27 protein-coding genes and 1 pseudogene are annotated in these 26301 nt (G+C 72.2%); 13 read left to right on the forward strand and 15 right to left on the reverse strand.

From position 1 onward, the window contains the following. Positions 1–26: 26 nt before the first annotated feature. From AB0H32_RS21575 to AB0H32_RS21595, 5 genes and pseudogenes are all read right to left on the reverse strand, one after another. Positions 27–260, reverse strand: coding sequence for a DUF6213 family protein (locus AB0H32_RS21575; protein WP_361122885.1), 234 nt, complete (start codon positions 258–260; stop codon positions 27–29). Between the two features lie 25 nt (positions 261–285). Continuing rightward, positions 286–1671, reverse strand: coding sequence for an NADP-dependent succinic semialdehyde dehydrogenase (locus tag AB0H32_RS21580; RefSeq protein ID WP_361122888.1), 1386 nt, complete (start codon positions 1669–1671; stop codon positions 286–288). A 99-nt stretch (positions 1672–1770) separates the two neighbouring features. Continuing rightward, on the reverse strand, positions 1771–2244 hold the full coding sequence (locus tag AB0H32_RS21585) for an NUDIX domain-containing protein (RefSeq protein ID WP_361122891.1): 474 nt from the start codon (positions 2242–2244) through the stop codon (positions 1771–1773). After that, positions 2241–3779 (reverse strand): ATP-dependent DNA ligase, encoded by a 1539-nt coding sequence (locus AB0H32_RS21590; protein ID WP_361122894.1) that lies wholly within the window; start codon positions 3777–3779, stop codon positions 2241–2243. Before AB0H32_RS21590 ends, AB0H32_RS21585 begins: the two co-directional genes overlap by 4 nt. Before the next feature lie 182 nt (positions 3780–3961). Continuing rightward, positions 3962–4231: pseudogene (locus tag AB0H32_RS21595) on the reverse strand (FAD-dependent oxidoreductase); the annotation flags it as partial. Between the two features lie 78 nt (positions 4232–4309). Between AB0H32_RS21595 and AB0H32_RS21600 the strand changes: the two are divergent. From AB0H32_RS21600 to AB0H32_RS21625, 6 genes are all read left to right on the forward strand, one after another. Next, positions 4310–4891 carry an XRE family transcriptional regulator gene (locus tag AB0H32_RS21600; protein ID WP_361122898.1) on the forward strand — a complete coding sequence of 194 codons (582 nt, stop codon included), beginning with the start codon at positions 4310–4312 and terminating at the stop codon, positions 4889–4891. An 86-nt stretch (positions 4892–4977) separates the two neighbouring features. After that, positions 4978–5949 carry an NADPH:quinone oxidoreductase family protein gene (locus AB0H32_RS21605; RefSeq protein ID WP_361122901.1) on the forward strand — a complete coding sequence of 324 codons (972 nt, stop codon included), beginning with the start codon at positions 4978–4980 and terminating at the stop codon, positions 5947–5949. Further along, the gene (locus AB0H32_RS21610) at positions 5946–7127 is read left to right on the forward strand and encodes an acyl-CoA dehydrogenase family protein (RefSeq protein WP_361122904.1); all 1182 of its coding nucleotides are present in this window, start codon (positions 5946–5948) and stop codon (positions 7125–7127) included. The genes AB0H32_RS21605 and AB0H32_RS21610 overlap by 4 nt, the downstream gene beginning before the upstream one ends. Next, on the forward strand, positions 7124–8206 hold the full coding sequence (locus AB0H32_RS21615; protein WP_361122907.1) for an acyl-CoA dehydrogenase family protein: 1083 nt from the start codon (positions 7124–7126) through the stop codon (positions 8204–8206). The genes AB0H32_RS21610 and AB0H32_RS21615 overlap by 4 nt, the downstream gene beginning before the upstream one ends. Before the next feature lie 172 nt (positions 8207–8378). After that, entirely contained in the window at positions 8379–9242 is an 864-nt protein-coding gene (locus tag AB0H32_RS21620) for a phosphatidylinositol-specific phospholipase C/glycerophosphodiester phosphodiesterase family protein (RefSeq protein WP_361122910.1), read from the forward strand. 102 nt (positions 9243–9344) lie between these two features. Continuing rightward, on the forward strand, positions 9345–9539 hold the full coding sequence (locus AB0H32_RS21625) for a hypothetical protein (protein WP_361122913.1): 195 nt from the start codon (positions 9345–9347) through the stop codon (positions 9537–9539). A 9-nt stretch (positions 9540–9548) separates the two neighbouring features. Here the strand turns inward: AB0H32_RS21625 and AB0H32_RS21630 are convergent, their stop codons facing one another. From AB0H32_RS21630 to AB0H32_RS21645, 4 genes are all read right to left on the reverse strand, one after another. After that, complete coding sequence (locus AB0H32_RS21630) at positions 9549–10718, reverse strand: phosphodiester glycosidase family protein (protein ID WP_361122978.1); 1170 nt, start codon at positions 10716–10718, stop codon at positions 9549–9551. 141 nt (positions 10719–10859) lie between these two features. Next, positions 10860–11219, reverse strand: a complete 360-nt coding sequence (locus tag AB0H32_RS21635) for a DUF779 domain-containing protein (RefSeq protein ID WP_361122916.1) — start codon at positions 11217–11219, stop codon at positions 10860–10862. A 101-nt stretch (positions 11220–11320) separates the two neighbouring features. Then, on the reverse strand, positions 11321–11671 hold the full coding sequence (locus AB0H32_RS21640) for a VOC family protein (RefSeq protein WP_361122919.1): 351 nt from the start codon (positions 11669–11671) through the stop codon (positions 11321–11323). A gap of 41 nt (positions 11672–11712) precedes the next feature. Further along, positions 11713–12141 carry a PaaI family thioesterase gene (locus AB0H32_RS21645; protein WP_361122981.1) on the reverse strand — a complete coding sequence of 143 codons (429 nt, stop codon included), beginning with the start codon at positions 12139–12141 and terminating at the stop codon, positions 11713–11715. Positions 12142–12268: 127 nt separating this feature from the next. Between AB0H32_RS21645 and AB0H32_RS21650 the strand changes: the two genes are divergently transcribed. Together AB0H32_RS21650 and AB0H32_RS21655 are read left to right on the forward strand one after the other, a co-directional pair. Next, positions 12269–12766: a hypothetical protein gene (locus tag AB0H32_RS21650; protein WP_361122922.1), complete on the forward strand. Its 498-nt coding sequence runs from the start codon at positions 12269–12271 to the stop codon at positions 12764–12766. A gap of 48 nt (positions 12767–12814) precedes the next feature. Continuing rightward, positions 12815–13540, forward strand: a complete 726-nt coding sequence (locus AB0H32_RS21655) for a DUF2625 domain-containing protein (RefSeq protein ID WP_361122925.1) — start codon at positions 12815–12817, stop codon at positions 13538–13540. Positions 13541–13812: 272 nt separating this feature from the next. Here AB0H32_RS21655 and AB0H32_RS21660 read toward each other — a convergent pair whose 3' ends face one another. The 5 genes from AB0H32_RS21660 to AB0H32_RS21680 all read right to left on the reverse strand — a co-directional run bounded on the left by AB0H32_RS21660 (position 13813) and on the right by AB0H32_RS21680 (position 20503). Next, positions 13813–15819: an N-acetylmuramoyl-L-alanine amidase gene (locus AB0H32_RS21660; RefSeq protein WP_361122928.1), complete on the reverse strand. Its 2007-nt coding sequence runs from the start codon at positions 15817–15819 to the stop codon at positions 13813–13815. A 214-nt stretch (positions 15820–16033) separates the two neighbouring features. Further along, complete coding sequence (locus AB0H32_RS21665) at positions 16034–17608, reverse strand: M1 family metallopeptidase (protein WP_361122931.1); 1575 nt, start codon at positions 17606–17608, stop codon at positions 16034–16036. Positions 17609–17695: 87 nt separating this feature from the next. Further along, on the reverse strand, positions 17696–18466 hold the full coding sequence (locus tag AB0H32_RS21670; protein ID WP_361122934.1) for a kinase: 771 nt from the start codon (positions 18464–18466) through the stop codon (positions 17696–17698). 232 nt (positions 18467–18698) lie between these two features. Further along, a complete protein-coding gene (locus AB0H32_RS21675) occupies positions 18699–19334 on the reverse strand; it encodes a DUF998 domain-containing protein (RefSeq protein WP_361122936.1) in 636 nt (211 codons plus the stop codon). Positions 19335–19480: 146 nt separating this feature from the next. After that, entirely contained in the window at positions 19481–20503 is a 1023-nt protein-coding gene (locus AB0H32_RS21680; protein WP_361122939.1) for a zinc-binding dehydrogenase, read from the reverse strand. Positions 20504–20717: 214 nt separating this feature from the next. Between AB0H32_RS21680 and AB0H32_RS21685 the strand changes: the two genes are divergently transcribed. Then, the gene (locus AB0H32_RS21685) at positions 20718–21581 is read left to right on the forward strand and encodes an LLM class flavin-dependent oxidoreductase (RefSeq protein WP_361122942.1); all 864 of its coding nucleotides are present in this window, start codon (positions 20718–20720) and stop codon (positions 21579–21581) included. An 85-nt stretch (positions 21582–21666) separates the two neighbouring features. On the opposite strand, the gene AB0H32_RS21690 is transcribed toward AB0H32_RS21685, so the two are convergent. After that, complete coding sequence (locus AB0H32_RS21690) at positions 21667–22464, reverse strand: nitrilase-related carbon-nitrogen hydrolase (protein WP_361122945.1); 798 nt, start codon at positions 22462–22464, stop codon at positions 21667–21669. A gap of 528 nt (positions 22465–22992) precedes the next feature. Here AB0H32_RS21690 and AB0H32_RS21695 point away from each other — a divergent pair. The 4 genes from AB0H32_RS21695 to AB0H32_RS21710 all read left to right on the forward strand — a co-directional run bounded on the left by AB0H32_RS21695 (position 22993) and on the right by AB0H32_RS21710 (position 26240). Then, positions 22993–23145: a hypothetical protein gene (locus AB0H32_RS21695; RefSeq protein WP_361122948.1), complete on the forward strand. Its 153-nt coding sequence runs from the start codon at positions 22993–22995 to the stop codon at positions 23143–23145. Then, positions 23142–23753 carry a multicopper oxidase domain-containing protein gene (locus tag AB0H32_RS21700; protein WP_361122951.1) on the forward strand — a complete coding sequence of 204 codons (612 nt, stop codon included), beginning with the start codon at positions 23142–23144 and terminating at the stop codon, positions 23751–23753. Before AB0H32_RS21695 ends, AB0H32_RS21700 begins: the two co-directional genes overlap by 4 nt. Positions 23754–23825: 72 nt before the next feature. Continuing rightward, positions 23826–24866 (forward strand): Gfo/Idh/MocA family oxidoreductase, encoded by a 1041-nt coding sequence (locus AB0H32_RS21705; RefSeq protein WP_361122954.1) that lies wholly within the window; start codon positions 23826–23828, stop codon positions 24864–24866. Positions 24867–25037: 171 nt separating this feature from the next. Next, entirely contained in the window at positions 25038–26240 is a 1203-nt protein-coding gene (locus AB0H32_RS21710; RefSeq protein WP_361122957.1) for a permease, read from the forward strand. The last annotated feature ends 61 nt before the right edge of the window (positions 26241–26301 follow it).

Raw genomic sequence — 26301 nt, forward strand, 5'->3', positions numbered from 1 at the left:
CCGCACCCGGAACACGGCCGAAGGTCCTACGGCGCTCCGCTGCTGTGCGCGATGCACGCCACATCGATGCGATCCGCCAGTTTCGCAAGCTCGATGGTCAACGCGGCGACCGTGTTCTCGTCGAGCCCCTGCTCCCCGTCCTCGACAAGATGCAGCCAGCGCCCGCCCACGGTCCGCAACAACTTACTCACGTCGGCCGCAGCCACCTGCAAGGTACCGCTGTCGTCGACGATCAGAGGCAGAGTCACTTCGCGGTTCACAAACGGGATGGTAGCCGCGCAGTGCTCACGCACCCTGCCAAACCGTGGTGATGTTGCAGAACTCCCGGATTCCGTGCTCGGACAGCTCACGGCCGTATCCGGACCTCTTCACACCACCGAACGGGAACGCCGGATGGGAGGCGGTCATGCCGTTGACGTACACGGCACCCGCCTCCAGGTCCCGTGCGAACCGCTCCACCTCCTTGTCGTCCCGGGTCCACACGTTCGAACTCAGCCCGAACGGCGAGTCGTTGGCGATCAGGACCGCCTCGTCCAGATCTCCGGCCCGGTACAGAGTGGCGACCGGCCCGAACGTCTCCTCGCGGTGGATGCGCATCTCGCGCGTGATGCCCGCCAGGACCGTCGGCGGGTAGTACCAGCCCGGTCCCTCCGGGCGCTCGCCGCCGCACAGCACCCCGGCCCCGCTGCGCTTCGCGTCGTCGACCAGTTCCTCCAGGTCGCTGCGGCCCTGTTCGCTGGAGAGCGGCCCGACGTCGGTGTCCTCCTCCAGCGGGTCGCCGACCTTCAGCGCCCGCATGCCCGCGACGAACTTCTCGGCGAAGGCGTCGTACACCTCGGTGTGCACGATGAACCGCTTGGCGGCGATGCAGGACTGCCCGTTGTTCTGCACCCGCGCGGTCACGGCGACCCGCGCCGCCCGGTCGAGGTCGGCCGAGGGCATGACGACGTACGGGTCGCTGCCGCCCAGCTCCAGCACCGTCTTCTTGATCATCTCGCCGGTGGTGGCGGCGACCGCCCGTCCGGCCGGCTCGCTGCCGGTGAGCGTCGCCGCCTTCACCCGCTCGTCGCGCAGGATGCCGTCGACCGCTCCCGAGCCGATCAGCAGGGTCTGGAAGCAGCCCTCCTTGAAGCCCGCCCGGTGGAACAGGTCCTCCAGATACAGGGCGGTCTGGGGGACGTTCGAGGCGTGCTTGAGCAGGCCCACGTTGCCCGCCATCAGCGCGGGCGCGGCGAAGCGGATCACCTGCCAGAGGGGGAAGTTCCAGGGCATCACCGCGAGGACGGGCCCCAGTGGCCGGTAGCGGACCCGGACGCGGGAGGCGCCGGAGTCCCGCACGTCCGCCTCGGCAGGCTCCTCGTCGGCCAGCAGTGCCTCGGCGTGCTCGGCGTACCAGCGCATCGCCCTGGCGCACTTCGCGGCCTCGGCGCGGGCCTGCTTGACCGGCTTGCCCATCTCGGTGGTCATGACCCGGCCGATCTCCTGCTGGTCGTCGTCCAGCAGGTCCGCGGCCTTGTTCAGCAGCCGCGAGCGCTCGGCGAACGTGGTCGTCCGGTAGGTGCGGAACGTGGCCTCGGCGAGCTGGAGCCGGCGTTCCAGCTCTTCCTCGCCCATGGGCTCGTACGCCTTGAGCGTCTCGCCGTTCGCCGGGTTCACCGTCGCGATGGGCATGGCTGACCTCCCTGGGAGCGGGCTTGCTTCGACCTTCGCGCGCGGCGCTGCCGACCGCAACGCGTACTGCGCTGTCCTGGCGTGCCCCACGGTCCGCGGTCAGCCCGTGTGCTGCGCCAGCCGGTCGAGAAAGGCCGCCTGGGCCTTGACGATCACCGCGCGGGCCCGGTCGAGATCGAACCACGCCACCCGGTCCAGCTCCGGGAACTCCTGCGTCCGGCCGGACCGCGGCGGCCACTCCATGGTGAAGGTGCCGGGCTCGATCGACTCCGGGTCCAGGTCGGCCTCGATCGCCCAGACCGTGACGATCTTGCCGTTCGTCTGCGCGACCTCGCCCAGGGCCAGGGCCTCCCCGTCGGGCGGCGCGAGCCCCAGTTCCTCCCGGAACTCACGGCGGGCCGCGTCCCAGGCGGGCTCGTCGGGCTCGTACTCGCCCTTGGGCACGGTCCACGCCCCCGCGTCCTTCTTCGCGAAGAACGGTCCGCCCATGTGGCCGAGCAGCACCTCCGGTCCGTCGCCGGTGTGCCGGAACAGCAGCAGTCCCGCGCTGCGCTTCGTCGTCCGTACCGTCACGGCGTGACCTCCGGGTGGGCCGCCAGCAGGGACTCCACCGTATCGGCCTCCTCGGGCCGCTTGTCCTCGCGGTAGCGGACCACGCGGGCGAAGCGCAGGGTGACGCCGGCCGGGTAGCGGGAGGAGCGCTGCAGACCGTCGTAGGCGATCTCCACGACGAGTTCGGGGCGTACGGTGACCACCCGGCCGTCGTCCTCGACGGCGAGTTCCCGCAGCCGCCCGGTCTGCCAGGCGAGCATCGCGTCGGTCATGCCCTTGAAGGTCTTGCCGAGCATCGCGTAGGCGCCGTCGTCCGTGCGGGCGCCGAGGTGGAGGTTGGAGAGCCGGCCGGTGCGGCGGCCGTGGCCCCACTCCGCCGCCAGCACCACGAGGTCCAGGGTGTGCACGGGTTTGACCTTCAGCCAGGAGGCACCGCGTCGTCCCGCGCCGTAGGGGGCGTCCAGCGCCTTGACGACCACGCCCTCGTGGCCGCGGGCCAGGGTGTTCGCGAGGAACCGTTCCGCCTCGGTGACGTCCCGCGGGCCGGACACCACGGTTCGGCGCACCCGCATCGGCTCCGGCACCAGCCGGGCCAGCTCCGCGTGCCGCTCGGCGAAGGGCAGGTCGAGCAGGTCCCGGCCGTCGACCGACAGGGCGTCGAAGAAGACGGAGGAGACCGGGACCTCCTCGGCGGCGTTCGCCACGTCCGTCCGGGAGCCGACCCGGCCCGCCGTCTCCTGGAAGGAGCGGGGGCGGCCGTCGCCGCCGAAGGAGATCACCTCGCCGTCCAGGATGAAGCGCTCGCCCGCCAACCCCAGGGCGGCGGCGGTCACTTCGGGCAGCCGGTCGGTGATGTCGTCCAGCGTGCGGGTGTGGATCCGTACCGCGCCGCCGTCCCGGTGGACCTGGACCCGGATGCCGTCCAGCTTCTCCTCCACCGCGCACGGGCCCAGCCTCTCCACCGCCTCGGCGACCGAGGAGGCGCTCTGCGCCAGCATCGGCAGCACCGGACGGCCGACGGTCAGCCGGAACCGCTCCAGCGCCCCGGGCCCCTCGGCGAGCAGGGCCTGGGCCACCGTCTGCAGCGACCCGGCGAGCATCACCGCCCGCCGTACGTCCGCCGGGTCCGCGCCCCTCGCCCGGGCCAGACCCTCCACGGCGACCGCGTCCAGCGCGCCCTGGCGGACCTCACCGGTGAGCAGGCCGAGCAGGAAGTGCTGCTCCTCCTCGGTGGCCGCGCCCATCAGCTCGCCGACGATCCGGGTCCGTTCCGCCTGGGAGCCGGGCCCGGCCACCTTGCCCAGCTCGCCGAGCCGGGCGTCGACCTCCCGCACGGTCAGGGAGGGCTCGGCGGCCGGCGGGACCGGCCGGCTCAGCACCTTCCAGCCGACGCCGAGCCGCCCCTGGGGGAGCCGTCCGGCCAGGTAGGGGATGACGATCGGCACGTCGTCCGCCTCCGCCTCCCGGAACAGCTCCGCGAGCAGGGCCGTCTTGCGGGACCGGGCGGCCGTCGCGGCGACCTCCCGGGACACCTGGGCGAGCCGGGTCAGCAGCATGCAGTCATGGTGCACCGCGGGTGCGGGGTCTACACCCGGACGGACGCGTCGAGATCGGCGAAGAGCAGCTCCCCGTTGATCGCCGCCCCGGCCACGCCCTCGCCCCCGGCCACGCCCTCGCCCCTGGCCACGCCCTCGCCCCCGGCCACGCCCTCGCCCCTGGCCACGCCCTCGCCCCTGGCCGCGTCCACGGCCCGGTCCCGGACCAGCCCAACCCCGTACCGGGCGATCTCCTCGCGCCCGGTCGCCAGGAACTCGGCGGGCGACATGCCGTCCCGGGTCAGGTAGCCCTGCAGGTGCGCGGACGGCGCGTTGCGCGGCTCGCCCGCGTCGACCACCAGCGTGCGGCGCCGGGCCCGGCCCAGCACCAGCGCGGCGGACAGGCCGGCCGCGCCGCCTCCGACGACGACCGCGTCGTATCGGTCGCAGCTCTCGTCGAGCCTCTCGGTCATGGTGACCACCTCCGCGGCCGACGGTCGCCGAGGCGCTGCCGCATTGACAAATATCTTTGCCGATTCTGCAATTCTGGTATGGGTACCGAGAGCACCGAGGACGTTCTGGCGGGAGTGGGCCCAAGGCTGCGGCGGATCCGAAAGGAGCGGGAGGTGACCCTTGCGGCCCTGTCCGAGGCGACCGGCATCTCCGTCAGCACCCTGTCCCGGCTGGAGTCCGGTCTGCGCAAGCCCAGCCTGGAGCTGCTGCTGCCCATCGCCCAGGCCCACCGGGTGCCGCTGGACGAGCTGGTCGGCGCCCCGCCGGTCGGTGACCCCCGGGTGCGGGCGAAGCCCCTCGAGCGGCACGGCCGCACCTTCTGGCCGATGACCCGCCAGCCCGGCGGCCTCCAGGCCTTCAAGGTCCGCGAACCGCAGCGCAGGCAGGAGCCGGAGCCGCGCACCCACGAGGGGTACGAGTGGCTGTACGTGCTCTCGGGCAGGCTCCGGCTGGTGCTCGGCGAGCACGACGTGGTGCTGTCGGCGGGGGAGGCGGCCGAGTTCGACACGCGGGTGCCGCACTGGTTCGGGTCGACCGGCGAGGGGCCGGTGGAGTTCCTCAGTCTGTTCGGCCCGCAGGGGGAACGGATGCACGTACGGGCGCGACCGACTCGCACGTGACGCGTTCCCCTGTTCCCCGAATGGCAAGCGACCGCTTAGTATGCCGTCGGACCCGGTCAGACGAAGCAGTCCCGTGGAGGCCCCGCATGCAGGCATGGCAAGTGCACGAGAACGGCGAGCCGAGCGAGGTGATGCGCCTGGCGGAGGTGCAGCGGCCCACACCCGCCGACGGCCAGGTGCTGCTGCGCGTGCGCGCCGCCAACATCAACTTCCCGGACGCGCTGCTGTGCCGGGGCCAGTACCAGGTGCGGCCGCCGCTGCCCTTCACCCCCGGCGTGGAGATCTGCGGCGAGACCGAGGACGGCCGTCGGGTGATCGCCAACCCCGCGCTGCCGTACGGCGGTCTCGCCGAGTACGCCGTCGCGGACGCCCGCGCCCTGCTGCCCGCGCCCGAGTCGCTGGACGACGCGGAGGCCGCCGCCCTGCACATCGGCTACCAGACGGGCTGGTTCGGCCTGCACCGCCGGGCCCGCCTCGAAGCGGGGGAGACCCTCCTCGTGCACGCCGCCGCCGGCGGGGTCGGCAGCGCGGCCGTACAGCTCGGCAAGGCGGCCGGGGCCACGGTGATCGGTGTCGTGGGCGGCGCCGACAAGGCGGCCGTCGCCCGCGAGCTGGGCTGTGACGTGGTCGTGGACCGCCACAGCGAGGACGTGATCGCAGCCGTGAAGGAGGCCACCGGCGGCCGGGGCGTCGACGTCGTCTACGACCCCGTCGGCGGCGCGGCCTACGCCCAGTCCGCCAAGGTGGTCGCCTTCGAGGGACGGATCGTCGTCGTCGGCTTCGCCAGCGGCACCGTCCCGAGCCCCGCGCTCAACCACGCCCTGGTGAAGAACTACTCGATCCTCGGCCTCCACTGGGGCCTGTACAACACCAAGAACCCCAAGCTGGTGCTGCACTGCCACGAGCAGCTCACCGAACTGGCCGCACGGGGCGCGATCAAGCCGCTGGTGAGCGAGCGGGTGCCGCTCAAGGAGGCCGCGGCTGCCGTGCAACGGGTCGCCGACGGCGTGACCACCGGCCGGGTCGCCGTCCTGATGGAGAACGGAGCCGCGGCATGACCGAAGCCGGAGAACTGCTGGCCCGCATACGGGAGTTGCTGGCCGCACATCCGCCCGCAACGACCGGGCGCCTGGAGTTCCTGCAGGCCCGCTTCGACGCCGGGCTGGCCTGGGTGCACTACCCGGAGGGCCTCGGCGGCCTCGGTGCCTCGCGCGCCCTGCAGGCCGTGGTGGACGCCGAGCTGGAGGCCGCGAACGCCCCGGACAACGACCCGCGGCGCATCGGCATCGGCCTCGGCATGGCCGCCCCGACCATCCTGCGCTACGGCACCGAGGAGCAGAAGCGGCGCTATCTGCGGCCCCTGTGGACCGGGGAGGAGGTCTGGTGCCAGCTGTTCAGCGAACCCGGCGCCGGATCCGACCTGGCCGCGCTCGGCACGCGAGCCGTCCGTGAAGGCGACGAGTGGGTGGTCGACGGGCAGAAGGTGTGGACCTCCAGCGCCCACATCGCCCGCTGGGCCATCCTCATCGCCCGCACCGACCCGGGCGTGCCCAAGCACCAGGGCATCACCTATTTCCTCTGCGACATGACCGACCCCGGCATCGAGGTGCGGCCGCTGCGCCAGATCACCGGCGAGGCCGAGTTCAACGAGGTCTTCCTCACCGGCGTCCGCATCCCCGACTCCCGCCGCCTCGGCGAGATCGGCGACGGCTGGCGGGTCGCGCAGACCACCCTCAACAACGAGCGCGTCGCCATCGGCGGCATGCGGCTGCCCCGCGAGGGCGGCATGATCGGCCCGGTCGCAAAGACCTGGCGCGAGCGCCCCGAACTGCGCACCCATGACCTGCACCAGCGGCTGCTCAAGCTGTGGGTCGAGGCCGAGGTCTCCCGTCTCACCGCCGAGCGCCTGCGCCAGCAGCTCGTCGCCGGGCAGCCCGGCCCCGAGGGTGCCGGCATGAAGCTCGCCTTCGCCCGCCTCAACCAGGAGATCAGCGGCCTGGAGGTCGAACTCCGCGGCGAGGAGGGCCTGTTGTACGACGAGTGGACCATGCGCCGCCCCGAGCTGGTCGACTTCACCGGCCGCGACGCCGGATACCGCTACCTGCGCTCCAAGGGCAACAGCATCGAGGGCGGGACCAGCGAGATCCTGCTGAACATCGTCGCCGAGCGCGTGCTGGGCCTGCCCGCCGAGCCGCGCACCGACAAGGACGTCGCCTGGAAGGACCTGGCCCGATGAGCACACAGCCGGAACTTCTCTACTCCGAGGAGGAAGAGGCGCTGCGGTCGGCGGTGCGGGACCTGCTGACCGACCGCGGTGACCCGGCCGCGGTGATCGCCCGCACCGAGTCGGACGCACCGCACGACATCTCGCTGTGGAAGACGCTGGCCGACGGAATGGGCCTCGCGGGCCTGCTGATCCCGGAGGCGCTGGACGGCCAGGGCGCCACGCACCGGGAGGCCGCCGTCGTCCTCGAGGAACTGGGCCGAGCGGTCGCGCCCGTGCCGTACCTGACGAGCGCGGTCGTGGCCACGGAGGCGCTGCTGGAGTGCGGGGCCGACGACCTCCTCGCACGGCTGGCGTCCGCGACCGCGGTGGGCGCGCTCGCCGTGGGTCTGCACACCGCTCCCGGTGTCCCCTTCAAGACCGTACGGATCGAAGGAGGCTCCCTGCACGGGGAGTTGCCGGGCATCGCCGATGCGGCGGTCGCCGACCTGCTGCTCGTGCCCGCGGACGACGGCGGCCTGTACGCGGTCGAGGCCTCCGCCGTGACCGTCACCCCGCAGACGTCCCTCGACCTCACCCGGCCCCTCGCCACCGTCACCCTCGACGGCGCCGCGGGCCGCCGCCTCGGTGACGCGGAACCTGCCGTGCGACGTGCCCTGCGCGCCGCCGCCGGACTGCTCGCCTCCGAGCAACTGGGTGTCGCCGAGTGGGCGTTGACCGAGACGGTCCGCTATCTGAAGGAGCGCAAGCAGTTCAACCGGCCGGTCGGAGGCTTCCAGGCGCTCAAGCACCGGCTCGCCCAGCTGTGGCTGGAGGTCGTCAACCTCCGGGCCGCCGCCCGCGCCGCCGCGGATGCGCTGGCCTCCGGCGAGGACACCGACGTCTCGGTGGCCGTCGCACAGGCGTACGCGGCGCCCGTCGCCGTCCATGCGGCCGAGGAGGCACTGCAGTTGCATGCCGGAATCGGCATGACCTGGGAGCACCCGATCCACCTGTACCTCAAGCGGGCCAAGGCCGACTCGATCGCCTACGGCACCGCGGGTGCCCACCGGGAGGCACTGGCCGGGCTGGTCGACCTCCAGGCGCCCTGACCCACGGCGCGTGAAGCCCGCCCCACCTGGGGCGGGCTTTCGCGTGCCCGTGCTCCGGTGAAGTGAACAGAGGGCGGCAGTCCGGCCAACTCCCCGCCGGACGGGGTCCGTTGGGTGGAGAGCACACGCATACTCTCCCCGGTCCCATCAGGCCCTTCAAGGGAGGCAGAGCATGGCACTCACCACCCGTCGCAGAGCCCTCACCACCCTCGGCGCCGCCCTCGCCGGCGCGATCGCCCTGCCCGCCGGCGGCGCCTGGGCGAGCGGCGGCCGGCGTGGCCCGCGCCCGCTGTGGAACGCGCACGCCCACAACGACTACGAGCACCCGCGGCCGCTGTTCGACGCCCTCGACCACCGCTTCGGCAGCGTCGAGGCCGACATCTTCCTCGTCGGCGACCAGCTCCTCATCGGCCACGACGCCTCCGAGCTGGACCCGACGCGCACCCTCGAATCCCTCTACCTCGACCCGCTCGCCGCTCTCGTCGAGGCCAACTGCGGCTCCGTGTACCGGGGGTGGCGCCGACCGCTGCAGCTCCTCGTCGACATCAAGACCGAGGGCTCCTCGACCTACCTCGAACTCGACCGGCACCTCAGGCGCTACCCGCACCTGTTCACCCGGTACGCGCACGGCCGGATCCACCCCGGACCGGTCACCGCCGTCATTTCCGGCGACCGGGCGGCCCGTACGCCGATGGAGGCCCAGACCGAGCGCCGCGCCTTCTACGACGGGCGGCTCACCGACCTCGGCAGCCCGGCCCCCGCCTCCTTCATCCCGCTGATCAGCGACAACTGGACGCTGAACTTCACCTGGCTGGGCGAGGGCCCCTTCCCGGACACCGAGCGGCGAAAGCTGCGCAGCATCACCGGTGCCGCCCACGACCGCGGGCAGGTGATCCGGTTCTGGGCCACTCCGGACGCGGCCGGACCGGCCCGCGACGCACTGTGGGCCGAACTCCTCGCCGGCGGCGTCGACTACCTCAACACCGACGACCTGGCCGGCCTGGAGACGTTCCTCGACGCACACCCGTCCGCCTGACACCACACGATCGGGGGACGTGTCAGCCGCCCGGACGAACCCTCCGCTACGCCACACTTGCGGCGGAACGCCGCACATGGGGCGTGGCGGAGGAGGTTCCCGATGGCCGTTTCCATCTCTGTGGTGCTGCTGCTCCTGATCATTGCCGTGATCTTCATGCGCAACGGCGCACTGAAGGTCTCGCATGCCCTGGTCTGCATGCTGCTCGGCTTCTACCTCGCCGGCACCAGCATGGCGCCCACCATCCACGGCGGGCTCACGGCCACCGCCGACCTGGTGAGCAGCCTGCGGCCGTGAGCCTGCGGGTCAGGAGGAGAAGACCGCGATGCCGTTCGGCACCGGCCGTTCGGCCCCGCCGCTGGGGTGGTTGCGGACGGTCACGCTGCTCGCGCCCGTGTCCCGGGTGACCATCTCGCTCGACCCGCCGCCGTCGAGGTTGAACGCGTCGGACGCGCCCAGCGCCTCCATGGTGGCCGCCTCCTCGGCGACGGTCATACCGGTGCGGTAGGCGGCGGCCCCGTCCAGTGCGAGGAGCAGCATCCGGTGCCCGTCGTCCGCGAAGCCCACGACGGTGCGCACGGCCGAGGTGGAGTTGTCCAGCCCGGACAGCGGCGTGCCGCCGCGCAGGACCGGGTAGCCACCGATCGCGAACGCGTACGGGACCTTGGCCGTGGCCGCCACCAGGCCGTGCGTGACGGTCACCTGGTCGCCGACCGACAGCTTGCGCAGTTGCCGAGCGCCCTCCTCGCGGCCCACCAGGACCGTGGTGTCCGTGGCGATCGAGCCGCTGCCCGGCCTGTCGGACGCGGAGACCACCCGGCCGCCCTTCACCGTCACCTCATGGGTGTCCGGGCTGCACGCCGCAGCCCGGTCCGTGTCCGTGCCGCAGATCGCGCGCACCCGTGAGGCACTGCCCCAGCGTGAGGTGAAGGCGCCGACGGAATTCTCCGGCAGCGCGTACTGGTTGAGGCCCTTGAGCGGGAACCGCCCCTCGGGCGTGGTGACGGAGCCGGTGAGCGAGAGGCTGTCCATACGGGCCCGCCGGTCGGTGCCCACGCCGAAGACGTCCGTCGTGGTGGTCCCGGGCGGCAGCGCGGGTCCGAACCGCTGGCCCGTCGGCACCGCCGCCTTCAGCACCTGCTCGTCGGCGATCGCCGGTCCCACGGTCGCGCCCGTCGCCTCGACGCCCGGGTGCTGGGTCTCGGTGATGTTGAAGAAGTCGCCGTTGACCCCGGCGACCGCGCCGGCCGAGTCGGCCAGCTTCGAGACGGCCGCCCGGGCGGCCACCGCCCCCGGGTACAACAGGTCCAGCCGGACATGCGGATTGTTCAGGTCGACGGTGAGCAGGTGGCCGCGTGTCCTTCCTGCCGCCACCGAGATGTCGAACTGCCGGTAGGTGACCCCCGGTGCGACCCGTTTGCCCAGCGGTACGGCACCGGCCGGTGCCGCGCCCGCAAGGGCCGCACCGGCCAGCACACCGAACGCCGTGAGAATCGTGAGAACCGATCTGCCTGCTGCCGTCTGCCGCCCATCGCGCACCACTGCGCCCCCTGACGTCTCGTCAACTCTCCCAGGACTCGGGGGAAGTGCACCAGAAGGCGATGGCGCGCGGGGTGCCTAGGCGTCGACTACGCGAGAACGGGTGAGAAAACGCACCCCCTCGGGTGCTTCCAGCGAGAATCCGCTACCCCGTCCGGGTACCACGTCCACGATCAGCCGGGTGTGGCTCCACGCCTCGTACTGGCTGCGCGACATCCAGAACGTCACGGGCTCCTCGACGCCCTCCACGGTCAGTTCCGCGAGGAGGACGTCGGAGCCGCCGGTGCGGAACTCGCCGTCCGGGTAGCACATGGGCGCGCTGCCGTCGCAGCAGCCGCCGGACTGGTGGAACATCAGCGGGCCGTGCTCGGCCCGCAATCGGCGCACCAGTTCGGCGGCCTGCGGCGTGAGTTCGACACGGGGGACTTCCTCTTTCATGGTCACCGTCCTGCGGAGCCGGGGCGTGGCGTCGGACGCGACCCAGTCTCACGACCCGTCAGTACGACGTCCAGCAGGCGTCCTTCGAAGGGAGTGCCGGCTCAGCCGTGGCTGAGGACGTTGACCACCCTGCCGTCGGGGTCCCGTACGAAGAACCGCCGCACCCCCCACTCCTCGTCGGTGAGCGCGTACACGATCTCCGCGCCCCGTTCCCGCATCGCTGCATGGACCGCGTCGACGTCCTCGACCTCGACGCTCAGATCGGGGGCGACGGGCGCTGTGCGGTCCTCGCTCATGAGGCTCAGCTGGACGGCCGGGTTCCCGCCGGAGGCGAGCGTCATGATCCAGCCGTGGTTCATGACCTCCTCGAAGCCCAGCACGCCGTAGAACTCCGCGTTGCGGGGCAGTGCGGTCGACTGGAGGTTGGGCACGACACGTCGTACTGCGTTCATCTCGGGCTCCCTCGGAGGGTCGGCTGCGGCGGGCGGCCGCGCTAGCTCTGCGCGTGTCCGGCCACGGACACGCTGCCCTGGGCCACCGCACACAGCCGCGGCGTCCCGTCGGCGCCGACGGCGTACACGTCGCAGCGGCAGACGGCCCGGGTGCGGCCGCCCCGGACGACCTGGGCCTCGGCGCGCAGGAGTGTGCCGGTGGCCGGGCGCAGATAGTCGATGGTGAAGCCGGCGGTGACGACGCGCGGGCCGAGCACGGCACCGGCGGCGAAGGTCAGGGCGTTGTCCGCCGCGTAGCCGAGCACCCCGCCGTGCAGGAAGCCGTGCTGCTGGAGCAGTTCCTCGCGGATGTCGAGTTCGAGCGTGGCCGCGCCGGCCCCGAAGGCCACCAGCCGTGCGCCGAGCAGCACACTGAACGGCTGCGCGGCCAGGGCCGCGCGGGCCCCGTCGAGATCGAGGGTGTCCTTCACGTCCCCGGTGTCCTTCACGTCCCCCGTGTCCTTCACGTGCGCACCTCACTTCACTGGTCACCGTGAGCCTGGTGCCGACGGGGTGCGTCCGTCAATATCGCTCGGGCGTTCGGGAAAGAATGCCCGTATGCATCACTCGTTCTTCGACCGCCCCGAGCCGCGCGTCGTCGCGGCAGGCGAACACCCGCTCTGGGACGCGGCCCTGGCGGCGGTGAACAGGGATCTGGCGGCGACCCTGCCCGCGCAGCGGCCGCTGCAGCTGCTTGCGCTGCCGCCCTGGGAGGAGGGCGAACCGGAGCAGCTCCATGTCGCCCTCGCCTCTCGCGAGTGGCACGGTGAGCCCCTGTGGCCCGGCGACGACACCCCGGCCGCCGCCCTGCGGGCCGTCGCCGAGGCCGCCCAGGGCACGGTCACCGAGCGTCTGTGGCGGGCGTGGCCGGTCTGCTCCGCGCACGACCTGGGGATGCATGTGCGCGAGGTGTCCGGACGGCCTTCGTGGTGGTGCGCCGGTTCGCCCGGGCCGAAGGACCCGGCCCATGTCCGCGCCGCCATAGGCGAGTTGGATACGATCCACCGCCCGCTCAGGCCGAGCCGGAAGCGCCGCAAGAAGCCCGCGCAGGACTGACCGGGGGCGGCCGCCGCCCCGTGCCGACGCTCGTGCCATCATCCTCGGATGCGCGAGATCGACGAGTTGACGCAGGTGGACGACCCGGCCTGGCCGGAGGTCGAGGCGATGCTCACGGCCAGTGCCGTGCCGGTCCGCGTCCTGCCCGCCGATCCGGGCGAAGGGACTCGGTGCCTGCTGCAGATGCAGGTCACCACGCGCTCGACGCTCGGCGCGCTGACGCTGCACTGCGGCGGGCTCGTCCTGGACGACGGGTGGGTGCGGGTCTTCGGCGGCGGCTCGGCGGCCACCGGTGGCCTGCCGGGCCTCGGTCGGGTGAACGGCTTCCCGGAGCGGTCCGACCCTGCCTGGCACCCCGCCGGCGGCCTCGTCGTCGGGCACGACGTGCTGGGCGGCGTGTTCGCGCTCAACGGCCACGACCCCGCCGGAGCGGGCCGACCCGGTGCCCCCGGGCAGATGACGTACTTCGCCCCCGACACCCTGGAGTGGGAGGCCCTGGACATGGGTCACTCCACCTGGGTCGGCTGGCTCCTGTCCGGCCGCCTGGACACCTTCTACGACGGTCTGCGCTGGCCCGGCTGGCGCGAGGAGGCCGCCGCCCTGGACCTCTCGCAGGGCATCACCGTCTATCCGTTCCTGTGGTCCGCCAATGCGCGCGACAACCTCGCGGCCACCAGCCGGAAAGCCGTGCCGATGCGCGAAGTCCTCGGCGTGGCGGCGGACTTCGCCCGGCAGGCGGGCCCGGCCGACCCGGGCCACCTGGGCGACGTGTGAGGCACCGCCGCCCCGGCGTTCATCCCGTCCGGCGCACACCGCGCATCGTCACCGCGTACACCCCCGACGCCACGGCCGGCCCCACGGGCAGGGCGAGGCCGATGCCGCCCGGGGCTGCGGCCACCGGTCCGGTGTACACGGGGTGACCGCGGCGGTCAGCACCACGACGACCGCCTTCACGACGGCGCTCACCGGCAGCCCGGTTCCCCCGACGAACCGCCGTCCCGCCGCCCTCCCTGCCTTCCTGCCGCCGGCCGGCGGCCGCGGCCCGGTCAGCGCGGGGGAGTGCCCGCCGGCTGTCCGGGCGGGACCGCCGTGGCCGATGCTGCCGAGCCGGACGCTTTCACCACGTCCACGTCGCTCGCCCGGACGTAGGCGAGCCGGTGACCGAGCTGGATCTCGTAGTACGCCTCGTTGCCCATGACCACGGTGGACGGGGAGTCGCCGCCGGACGCCTTCTCCAGGACGGAACCGAGCACACGGGACGTCGTCACATACCGCTGATCCGCGCGAATGGTGTACGGCAGCGGCGAGGGCTCGGGCACCTCGTCCTCCTCCCCTTCCGGGAAGGCGTCCTCCTCCGGGAGGGCGCGGCCGAACACCTCGACCTCCTTCAGGCCGTCCTTGGGCGTGACCATCCTGCCGCGCGCACCGACGGCCGTCGGCTGGTTCTCCGGGTTCCTGAACCACGCCTTGTGGCCCTGGTACCAGATCGCCGTCCAGTCGCCGCTGCGGTCGGCGACCGCGAAGGTCTGGCCCGCGGAGACCCGCGACCCCAGGTCGTCGACGTCCTCCGTGGAGTCCTTGCCGTCGGGGTGCCGGCCCGGGTCCTGGATCAGCGGAGCGTGGTCGTCCGGGTCGGTGTGCAGGCGCACGGCGCTGGAGCCGTGCGGCGCACACGGCACACCGCTCTTGCGGCACCCCGTGAACTCCGGCTTGTAGCGGGCGTAGTCCGGCAGGATCATCACGATGTCGCTGTCCGGCCCAGCCGTGGCCTTCAGCGGCGCGCCGAGCAGGTCGAAGTAGTGCCGCCAGTCCCAGAAGGGGCCGGGGTCGTCGTGCATGTCCGGGATGCTGTCCTCGGTCGGCGCCGGAACGTTGTCATGGCCGAAGATGTGCTGCCGGTCCAGCGGAACCCCGTACTTCTTCGCCAGATACTTCACCAGGCGGGCCGAGGACCGGTACATCTGCTCCGTGAACCAGGCGTCGGGCTGCCGGAGGAATCCCTCGTGCTCGATGCCGATCGAGCGGGCGTTCACGAACTGGCTGCCGGAGTGCCAGGCCGCGTCCTTGATCCTGACGTGCTGGGTGATGTGGCCGTCGCTGGAGCGGATGGAGTAGTGCCAGGACGCCTCCTCCGGATCCTGGATGGTCAGGAGCATCGACGCCAGCGGCGCCTCGGTGTCGTGGATGACGATGTAGTCGATCCGCTGGTCCCGGGGCCGGTCGGCCAGCTGGTGGTTGCCGTACTCGTCGTCGTCGATCTGGACGTACGGCGCGCTGAGCCAGGAGCAGGACACGTCCGCCGGGCAGTCGACCTCCTTGGGCCGTGGCGGTGCCTGGCTCAGGGGAGGGTGAGGGCGGACGCGGGGGCTCGCGGGAAGGCTGACGCGCTGCCCGGCGTCGGTGGTGCGGTGCGCGCCCCGGTGGATCACATCGAAGACGTCGTTCGCGTACACCGCCGCCGACGCGCGGTCGCTCTCGCCCGGGAAGCGCGCCACGGCGTCCCACCAGTCCGTCGGATTGGCGCTGAGCGGCTTGCCCAGCCGCCGCTGGGTCGCCGCCAGGAGGGCCGCACCGCCGCGCACGTTGGCGTCGTCGTCGGTCCGCAGCCGCTCCGCGGGCAGTCCGGTCAGGGTGGCGGCCTTCTGCAGGTCCGCCTGCCCGACGCCGACGGCCGCCTTCTCGTAACCCGAGCCGGGCGAGCCTGCCGTCGCCGCGCGCGGCGAGGCACTCTGCCGGCCCGGCTGCTGCGCCTGGAGCCCGTGGGTGTCCACCAGGTGCATCGGCCCGTAGCCGCCGACGACGCTCGGGATGCCCGGATGGGAGTCCCACCTGGACTGCAGGTAGGACACGCCCATCAGGATGCTTCGGGGCACGTGGTACTCGTTGGCGGCGGTGGTGTAGTCGTCCTGCAGGCGCTGGTCGGCCGGGGGGCCGGTCTGGCCCGAGCGGTCGATCAGCAACGGCACCAGAAGCGCCGCCGAAGCGGTCACACAGATGATCCGCCGGTGTCCGCGTACGGCACTGGAGACGCGGTGGGCGACGCGTTTTTTCATGGAGGTGCCTCCAACGAGGTTCGGCGCGGCCAGGACACATGCGACCGGGGCAAGGGGAGTTGCCGTTCAGGGCAAGGACGGTTGCCCAGCACGTCACCCCTCGTACGTTTCCGTGCCTCGCGCGCCGCGTCGCGCCGAGCGTCACCGGCGTGGACCAGCCGAGGGCCGAGGCCACCCGGTCGGCGGCAGCACGCCTGCTGCCGCGGGAGAGGCCTCAGTCCTCCTCGACCGCGTCCACCTGCCAGTCGGGGTGCCCCGGCATGGGCGGGGTGTGCGCCCCGTACAGCCAGGGGGTCAGAAAGGCTGTCAGATCCTGGCCGGCGACGGCGGAAGCAAGCCTGACGAAGTCCCGGGTGCCGGCGGCCCGGCCCCGGTACGTGGTCACCCAGGACCGCTCGATCCGCTCGAAGGTGTCCTCGCCGACCTTCTCCCTGAGCGCGTAGAGCACCAGTGCCGAGCCGTCGTAGCGCATCTGCCGGAACAGGCCGGGCTCGGTGGGCTCGGCGGGTGCGCCGTCGTCGTGCCGCCACTGGTCGTGCTGTGCGTACGCGGACCGCATCATGCCCTCCAGGTCGGGCCCGCCGCGCGTGTCGCCGTAGAGCAGCTCGTAGAAACGGGCGTGACCCTCGCTCAGCCACAGGTCCGACCACCGTCGGATCGCCACGCTGTCGCCGGTCCAGTGGTGGGTGAGTTCGTGCACGAGGTTGCGCTCGGCGTCGATCCGGTCGCCCAGCAGGTCGGCGCTGGGCACGACGGACAGCGACTGTGTCTCCAGGGCCACGGGCAGGTCGGTGTCCCCGACCAGGACGCCGTAGCGGCGGAAGGGATAGGGGCCGAGCCGCTGTTCCAGCCAGGCCAGATGCCCGGGGGTGAGCGAGCGGTAGGCCTCGGTGTCGCCGACGAGGCCCTCCGGGACCACGTCCCGCACGGCAAGCCCGCGCGGGCCCTTGCCGTCCACGACGGTGAACTTGCCGATGGCCAGCTGGACCAGCTGGGCGGCGAGCGGATGCTCGGAGTCGTACGTCCACCGGATGCGTCCGCCGGGCTGCCCGACGCGTTCGACGAGCCGTCCGTTGGCCACCGCGGTCAGGCCCGCCGGGGTGGTGATGCGGAAGGTGAACGGCGCGCGCACGCTCGGGTGGTCGTCGGCGGGGAAGACCATCTTGGCACCGTCGGGCTGGAGGGCCAGCAGCGTGCCGTCGGCCGTGGGTACCCAGCCGTAGTCCTGGATCGCGTCGCCGCGGTGCCGTCGCTGCGTCGGGTCGGCGGTGTAGGCCACCCGGACGGTGAACGCATGGCCGCGGGGGATCGGCCGTGCCGGAGTGACGACCAGCTCGTCGCCGTCGCGTACGGCCTTGGCCGGTGTGCCGTCGACGGTGACGGTGTGCAGGGTGTTGCCCGCGAAGTCGAGGTCGAAGCGGGACAGGGCCTGGGTGGCGGTGGCGCTGAGGGTGGTGGTCGCGGGGAAGGGCGTGCCCGGCGCGCGCCAGTCGAGGGCGAGGGTGTAGCGGCGCACCGAGTAGCCCCCGTTGCCGTCGAGTGGCAGGAGCGGGTCACCGATGCCCCGGGCGCCGGGTGACGGTGTGTCGGCCCCGGCGCCGGAGGAGGTGGCGCCGGCCGAGGCGCCGGGGGCGGGATGCCGGGCGTGCGGCGGGGCGCGGTGCTCGGTGCGGGGGAGGACGACGAGGACGGCGGCACTGGCAACACCGACGGCACCGGTCAGGGCGAGGGCCGCGCGGCGGGTACGGACGCCGCGGTGGACCCGGCCCTGCTCCGAGGTGATGTCCATGGTCGCACTATGACAGTAAGAGATCATTTGTGCGTTCTGGAGCCCCGGGCGGCGCGAGGGCCGATCGGGCGGTTCGGCAGGCACCGCTCATCCCGCCGTCGAGAACCTCCACAGCTCGACCACGCCGCTGCGGCGCAGCAACTCCTCGGCATGGGCCGATCGGGCGTCGAGATCGGGATCGTCGCGCTCGAAGAGCAGTCCCGCGATGTCCCCGCTGTGCGCGACCTGGACGCCGGCCGCGCGCGACTCCCGGGCGATCGCCAGGATCCGGTCGAGAAGGGGTACGGGGAGGTGACGCTGGTTCATTCTGGCGCTGGCGGTGGCCACCAGCCCGAACAGCCGCACGTCCTTGGCGAGGACCGCCTCGCGGAGCAGGGCGCGCAGCTCGCCGAACTGCCCGGCCTCGTGCTCCGTGTAGCGCGCGGGCGGCAGGGCCAGTGTCTCCACCCCGCCGCCGGCCCGGTCCGGCCGGGTCCCGAAACCCAGCACGTGCACCGCCGGCAACGGGCAGCCGAAGTCCTCGATCAGCATGCCGTCCCGATGGGCGAAGAGGACTGCGTTCGGCCCGAACATCAGCGAGTCGGAGGCGGTCTCCGCGCGGACGGCGAGCCGGGCCGTCTCCGTGGCGGACAATGGCAGGCAGAACCTGTCCCGCACGGCACCGATGGCCGCCAGCACGTCGCTCGTCGACGACCCGAAGCCACGCGCCAGGGGAACGTCACCGTGGAGCGCGAGGTGTCCGCCGACCGGCAGACCGAACAGCTCCAGGGTGAGACGGGCGGCCGTCCGCGCCTTGCTCTTCCAGCGGGGAGAGACGGAGAGCGCGGACCGGCCGTCCGTGGTGAACGTCGCGTGCACCGAGTAGAGGGGGCAGGGGAGGCTGACAAGCCCTCGGCGCCGCACGCCGTCTTCGGCGAACAGCCCCTGCAGAACCTCACCGTGGTGTACCGGGGCCGACGCTTCCCCCACCTGCCCGTTGCCCGGATCCACCTGCCCCCGACTCCCCGTGCTGCGGTGACAGGTTCCCACGGCAGCCTCCGGGGGTGACCGGTCACTGCCGCGGGGCCGGACTGCGGTCGTGTGCACGCCGTCAGGGGCTGGACACGCTGGTGAGCAGGCCGCGGACACCGGCGGACAGCGCCCACGCCAAGAGGGGGAACACCGCTACCCGCTCCATGCCGCCCATCCCCAGTCCGAGATAGCGGTGGGAGAGAAGGAGCCCGAAGGCCGCAATCGCCGTCACTCCCAGCAGACTGGTCGCCCGGCGCAGCGGACCCCGTACATCGCGCGCCAGGCCGACTCCCGCCAGCAGAAGGCCGATGTTGCCCATGGCCATGATGAGCAGCGCACCCAGGACGTGCCGGTTCTCGTGGATGTCCGCAGGTGCCAGCCCGGCGACCGCGAATCCCACGCCTGCGCAGGCCAACAGCCACCGGGCCGCGATCCCGGTCGCGCTTGTGCGCCACAGGGGACCGGTGAGAACGACGCCGACAACGAGGAACATGCCCAGAGCGATGAACGAGGCGTTCATCAGGCCGTGTTCGGGCGAGCAGATGTAGCGGGGCTCGGGCTCCGACTGCATGGCGCAGTGGGCATTGCCCAAGTCGCTGATGTTGTTCCGAGCCCAACTGTACGGTCTGACCCAGGCCGACTCGACGATCCCGTGGACGACGAAGAACTGCACCACACCTGCGACCCACGCGGCGTATCCGATCCGAGACCTCAACTGTCCACCTTCTCCTGCACGGTTCACGTGCGAACAGCCGATCACGCGCGGCCGGCCCGGACACTCCGACAAGCCCCCGGGCACGAGGTGGGGGAGGCCCTACGTCCACAGGTGTGGCCCTGCGTGCACAGGGGGGAGCTGCCGGGTCAGGCGGGTTCCCTCTCCGGGGCGTCATCGGATGTCGCCAACCAGGGCATCCGGTGGACCAGGGTGTCGCGCAGCCGCGTCAGGGCCGCGATCTTCTCCTCCAGTTCGGCCACCCGCTGTGCGCCGACGACGTAACCGTCGGCGCACGCGGGCGTGAAGCCGCGGACGGTCAGGCGTTTGCCCAGGACGTTCAGCAGATCACCGGGGCCCTCGTCGGGGCGGCCCGTACTCTGCCGGCTCAGGGCTCCGCAGACCGCGACCCGGCCGCGCACGTTCATGACCTCGAGGGCGGCGCGCAGTTGCTCGCCCCCCACGTTGTCGAAGTAGACGTCGATGCCGTCCGGGGCCGCTTCGCGCAGCCGGTCGAGTACCGGGCCGTCGTGGTGGTCGAAGGCCGCATCGAACCCGAGTTTCCCCGTCAGACGGGCAACTTTGACGGCCGAGCCGGCGCTGCCGATCACCCGGCCGGCACCCTTGAGCCGGGCTATCTGACCCGCCATGCTCCCGGTGGCTCCTGCCGCACTGGAGACGAAAACGGTGTCGCCGGGCCGCAGTTCCGCCGCCTCCATGAGTCCGGCGTAGGCGACCAGCCCGAATCCCAGGTGCATGGAGGGGCTCGGGTAGGACGCCCTGTCCACGCGGCGGAACGCACCTGCCTCGGCCGTGGCGTACTCCCGCCAGCCGAGCCGGTGGACCACCAGCTCTCCCTCGCGCAGCGAGGGATCAGCCGAGGCGGCCACCTCGCCGACGGCGTCCCCGTACAGGGCCTCTCCCACCTCATACCGTGGCATCGGCAGGGGAGATCCGCCGGCGATCAACATGAGCATGCCGGGATCGAGCGACATGAACAGATTGCGCACCAGGACGTGGCCCGGTGTGGGATCCGGGACACCCACCTCGACGACCTGGAAGTGGTCGAGTGCGGGGAGCCCCTCGGGGCGGGCGGCGAGGCGGACTTCCAGACCCGTACGGGGCAGGCTGGAACGGGTGGGCGGCGTTGCGCTCTTCGCATGGGGCGTCATACCGCTGACGCTAGGCATTGACCCATGCGCGAAGGTCAACCCGTCCCGCCGCACAGCCGTCCCGCCGCTCACCCGTCACACATCGAGCGGCGGTCGCCGGACAGCCTTCCAGTGGCGGCGGTGGGCGAGGGCTGCGCACGCCGGCGACCCGGTCTGACATCGCCCGGATCGCAATCCTGTTGCCCCTTCGCGGTCGGCTCCGCATCCTGCTGGGATGCGCTTCTCGATCAACATCCCCAACTTCGGTGACTTCGCCGACCCCCGTAACGTCGCGACGGCGGCGGCAGCCGCCGAACAGTGCGGCTGGGACGGTCTCTTCGTCTGGGACCACGTACTGCACCGACAGCACCAGGGGCGTCCCTTCGCGGACCCCTGGATGCTGCTGACCGCCGCCGCGCTGGCGACCTCGCGCATCCGGCTGGGCACCCTGCTGACGCCGGTCCCTCGTTACCGTCCCCAGCAACTCGCCCGCCAGGTGGCCACCTTGGACCACCTCAGCGGCGGCCGGGTGATCTTCGCCGCGGGCCTGGGCGGTCCAGTCGAGGACGAGTACCGCAGCTTCGGTGACGCCGCCGAGCCGCGCGTCCTCGCCGAGCGGCTGGACGAGGGGCTGGAGCTGCTGCGGCGCTACTGGTCCGGTGAGGCGGTGAACCACCGCGGCCGGCACTACGAGGTCCGGGACGTGACGCTGGTGCCCGCCACCGTGCAGCGGCCCGGTCCGCCGGTGTGGATCGGCGGGTTCTGGCCGCGTCGACCGCCCATGCGGCGGGCAGCGCGGTGGGACGGCGCGGTGCCGCTGTTCGAGACGGCCCGGCATGGGCATGTGCCGGATGCGGCGGAGGTGCGGGAGCTGGTCGGCTACGTGCGCAAGCAGCGTACGGTCGGGGCCCAAGACCCCTTCGAGTTCGTGCTCGGCGGTGCTACGCCTCCGGACGCGGCCAAGGCCAAGGACGTGATCGGGCCGCTGCGCGACGCCGGGGCCACATGGTGGGACGAGCGACAGGTCCAGACCGGCCCCGACCTGGATCGTCTGCCCCCGGTGCTCCGCCGCATCGAGGCGGGGCCCCCGGTCCTGTGACGAGCCCTCCGAGGGCGTGCCCGGGCCGCCAGGGGTGCCCGGCCCGCCAGGCATGCCCGGGCCGCCAGGGGTGCCGGAGGACGGCTCACCGTACTGCGGGTGCCTCGATGGCGAGGACACGGTCGCGCAGGACCGGGAGTTCCGAGCGGATCCGGGCGACTCGGGCCATGTCGCAGTCCACCGTCACGGTCTCCTCCGCGGTACCGGCCTCGCCGAGGACGGTTCCCCACGGGTCGACGGCCACGCTGTGTCCGCCCTGCTCCATGCCTCCATGGGCGCCCACCGCGCAACAGGCCAGGAGGATGACCTGTTCCTCCAGGGCCCTCGTGCGCGTGAGCAGCTGCCAGTGGCCGAGGCGGGCCGCAGGCCAGGCCGCGGGCACCACGATCAGCTCCGCGCCCGCATCGAGCAGGCCGCGGAAGAGTTCGGGGAAGCGAAGGTCGTAGCAGATGGCGAGGCCGATCACACCGAAGTCGGTGGGCACGGTGACGATGTCGCGGCCGCCGCCCATCAAAGTCGCCTCGCCGGTGTCGAAGCCGTATCGGTGGATCTTGCGGTAGCAACCGCGCAGCTCGCCGGCCCGGTCGAAGAGGAGAGCGGTGTTGTACAGAGTCCCGTCCCCGTCCCGCTCGACGATCGATCCGGCATGGAGCCATGTCCCGGCCTCACGGGCAGCGGCGGACATGGCCTCGGCGGTGGGGCCGTCGACTCCTTCGGCGTCGGGTCCCCAGCGGTCGTACGACCAGGCGCCGGCCGTCCACAGCTCCGGCAGGACCACCAGATCGTCGCCCGACCGGCCGCGGACCAGTGACGCCGCTCTGTGCCGACGGTCGTCGGCGGAGTCCGACGAGTCCACGGAGAGCTGTATCAGCGAAGCTCGCATGGCTGTCACCTCCAGGACCGTCTGCACGGTCCGAGAAAACCCGTTCCCTACGAGCGTAGGGAGCCCCGGGCGCATCGCGCGCCCCGTGCGGGAGCGACCTCCGCCGGCCTGCCGGTGCATGCAGGAGGTTCGGTTGTGCACGGCCGGGCCCTGCGGCAAGGCTCTGCGGCAAGGCCCGGTGCGGCGCGCTCCGGCGCCGCACGGGGTAGCTCATCAAGGTGATGCCCGCGCCACTCCTCCGGGTCGTGCCCGATTCCTCCTGATTCCTGGATGCGTGATGGCCTCCCACGGCCGCCCGGCCTCCGTATCCGCAGTTCATGGGGTTCAGCTTGTCCGTACGCGCCCATCGGATCCGGACCGTCATCGGATGCGCACCGACCGCGCTCGGTCTGGCTGCGGGGTGCAGCGGGCACACCGAGACCGGCGCACTCGGCCGTCCGGAAGGGTCGGCGGCTGCCCCGTCCACCGTCTCCCCCTCCCCGGCCCTCACGGCACGGGCGACGGAGGACCTGCGCGCCCCCGCAGATCGTGAGCAGGAACGGGCAGCTCAACCCGCGGATCGGAATCAGGCCCGGCGAGACCCAGCTGTGGCGCCTGACGAACATCGGGGCGAACATCTTCTGCAAAGTGGCGCTGCCGGGCACCAAGTTCCACGTCATCGCCCAGGACGGCCACCGGTGAACGAGGTGTACACCGCCGACTCCCTGGTCATCCCGGCCGGTGCCCGTTACGACGTGCTCGTACAGGGCCCGAAGGCCGGCGTGTCGGAACTGCGGACCCTGCCGTACAACACCGGCAAGGCCGGCAACCGGTTCCCCCGGGCGACGCCGGCCACGGTCCGGTCCGACGGCGAGCCGATGCAGCCCGCGGTCCTGCCCACGGCCTTCGCCCCGGTGGACGACCTCGCGAAGGAGGCCGTCGCGGGCCGCAAGACGGTCACCTTCACGGAGAACAAAGCAGGCACGCTCTTCTACGTCAACCACAAGCAGTTCGACCACAACCGCATCGACGTCCGGTCCAGGCTCAACACCGTGGAAGAGTGGACGATCAAGAACGACAGCGACGAGGTCCACTCGTTCCACGTCCACACCAACGGCTTCCAGGTGATGAGCATCAACGGCAGGCCGCAGACCAACTACGGCCTGCAGGACACCGTCGACGTCCCACCACGCGGAACCATGGTCATCCGCATCCGGTTCCGCGACTGCCCGGGCAGGACGGTCCTGCACTGCCCCATCCTCGACCACGAGGACGCGGGGATGATGGCGGTACTGCAGATCGACAGGTAGCGGCCCCGACGACCGACGGGAAGAGGAGACGGCGGACGGCCGCGCGGGAGCGGCGCTGGCACACTGATCGCCATGTCGAAGAGCCTCAGGGTCGGGCTGCTCGGGGCAGCCGCCATCGCACCGAGCGCACTGATCCGGCCCGCGCGGCAGGTACCGCGCGTCTGCGTGACCGCTGTCGCCGCCCGCGACCGCACACGCGCCGAGAAGTTCGCGCGCAAGCACGCCGTCCCCGTCGTGCACAGCAGTTACGACGCGCTGCTCGCCGACCCGCAGGTGGACGCCGTCTACGTACCCCTGCCCAACGGGCTGCACGCAGAGTGGACACTGAAGGCTCTCGAGGCCGGCAAACACGTACTGTGCGAGAAGCCCTTCACCTCCAACCGCGCCGAGGCCGAGCGCGTCGCGGACGCCGCCGACGCAGCCTTCGCGCGCAGCGGCCTGGTGGTGATGGAAGCCTTCCACTACCGCCACCACCCGCTCGCCGCGCGGATGCGACAGATCGTGGGGAGCGGCGAACTCGGCGAACTGCACCATGTCGAGGCCGACGTCTGCTTCCCGCTGCCGCGGTTCGGCGACATCCGATACGACTACGCACTGGCGGGCGGCGCGACCATGGACGCCGGCTGCTACGCGGTGCACGTCGCCCGGCTTCTCGGCGGGGCGGATCCGGCGGTGACGGCGGCACGGATGCTGACCCTGCGCAAGGACCGGCGCGTGGACCGGGCGATGAGTGCTGAACTCACCTTCCCGGGAGGAGCGACCGGACGGGTCCGCGCGTCCATGTGGTCGCGCCGGGTGCTGTCGATCCGCGCCCGGGCGGTCGGGGCGGCCGGCGAACTCGACGTGACCAACTTCGTGATGCCCCAGCTCCACCACCGGCTGACGATCCGAGCGCCGCGCGAGGCAGGAGGGCGCACGGTGCGGCGGGAGCGCGTGCCCCGGAACCCGTCGAGCTACGCCTGCCAGCTGTCGGCCTTCGCCGCGGCGGTCCTCGACGGCGGCCCGGTCGTCACCTCGGCCAGAGACGCCGTGGCGACGATGGGAGTCCTCGACGAGATCTACCGAGCCTGCGGACTACCGCTCCGCGGCACACCGCAGGGCCAGGGGAACTGACGGACAGGGTCCTTGCCGCCGCGCTCTTCCGGGCGGGCGCCGCTCGGTCGTGTCCTTGCGGCCGGGCCCTGCTCGGTCGGGCGGTGCCCGGTACCTCGGCCGACAGGAGGGCTCGGCGGCAGTGGGCGTGTCCGCCGTCGTGCGCCGCCCCTTGGAGGGGAGGCTTCACGGATGCACGCCGTACTGCACGCACTGTCGATCACCGGTTCCATGACCTGGGAGATCACCTGGGCGCTGATCCTGGGCTTCACCCTGTCCGCCGTCGTCCAGGCCGTGGTCCGCAAGTCCACCGTCGTCTCCCTGCTCGGCGACGACCGGCCCCGGACCCTCGCCGTCTCCGCGGGCCTGGGCGTGGCGTCCTCGTCCTGCTCCTACGCCGCGGTGGCGCTGGCCCGCTCGCTGTTCCGCAAGGGCGCGAACTTCACCGCCGCTATGGCCTTCGAGATCGCCTCCACCAACCTCGTCGTCGAACTCGGCGTCATCCTGGCACTGTTGATGGGATGGCAGTTCACCGCCGCCGAGTTCGTCGGCGGCCCGGTCATGATCGTCCTGCTGGCCGTCCTCTTCCGGCTGTTCCTGCGCGCGGGGCTCCTGCGTCAGGCTCGCGAACAGGCGGGACGGGGCCTTGCCGGGTCGATGGAGGGCCACGCCGCGATGGACATGTCCGTACGGCGCGAGGGGTCCTTCACCCGGCGGCTGTTCTCCCGGGAGGGCTTCACCGCGACCAGCCACGTGTTCGTCATGGAATGGGCGGCGATCCTGCGCGACCTGGTCGCCGGCCTGCTCATCGCCGGTGCCATCGCCGCCTGGGTCCCGGACGCGTTCTGGGGCGCCTTCTTCTTCGAGGGCCACCCGCTCGCCGCCAAGCTGTGGGGGCCCGTCGTCGGCCCGCTGGTGGCGATCGCCTCGTTCGTGTGCTCCATCGGCAACGTGCCGCTCGCGGTCGTGCTGTGGAAGGGGGGCATCAGCTTCGGCGGCGTGGTGGCGTTCATCTTCGCCGACCTGCTGATCCTGCCGATCCTCAACATCTACCGGAAGTACTACGGCGCCAGGATGGCCGCCTTCCTCCTCGGCACCTTCTACTTCTCCATGGTCGTCGCGGGATACGTCGTCGAGTTCACCTTCGGCGGTCTCGGCCTGATCCCCGACCAGGCCGACGCCGAGGTCCCCATGGAAGGCGTCGGATGGAACTACACCACCTGGCTCAACATCGCCTTCCTCCTCCTCGCCACCGTGCTCCTGGTGCGGTTCCTGCGAACCGGAGGGCTGACCATGCTGCGCATGATGGGCGGCTCACCCGAGACCGCCCAGGACCACGGCGACCCCATGCAGCACGGGCACCACTCGGGGGACACCCACGGCGGACACCGCTGAAGGCGCCGGGTGGGCGTCCCTGCCGGCGCGGCGGAGCAGCAGCGCCCGGGCCGCGGCGTAC

Origin of the sequence: Streptomyces sp. NPDC020362, assembly GCF_040642095.1 — a bacterium.
In the GTDB taxonomy this organism is placed as follows: Bacteria; Actinomycetota; Actinomycetes; order Streptomycetales; family Streptomycetaceae; genus Streptomyces.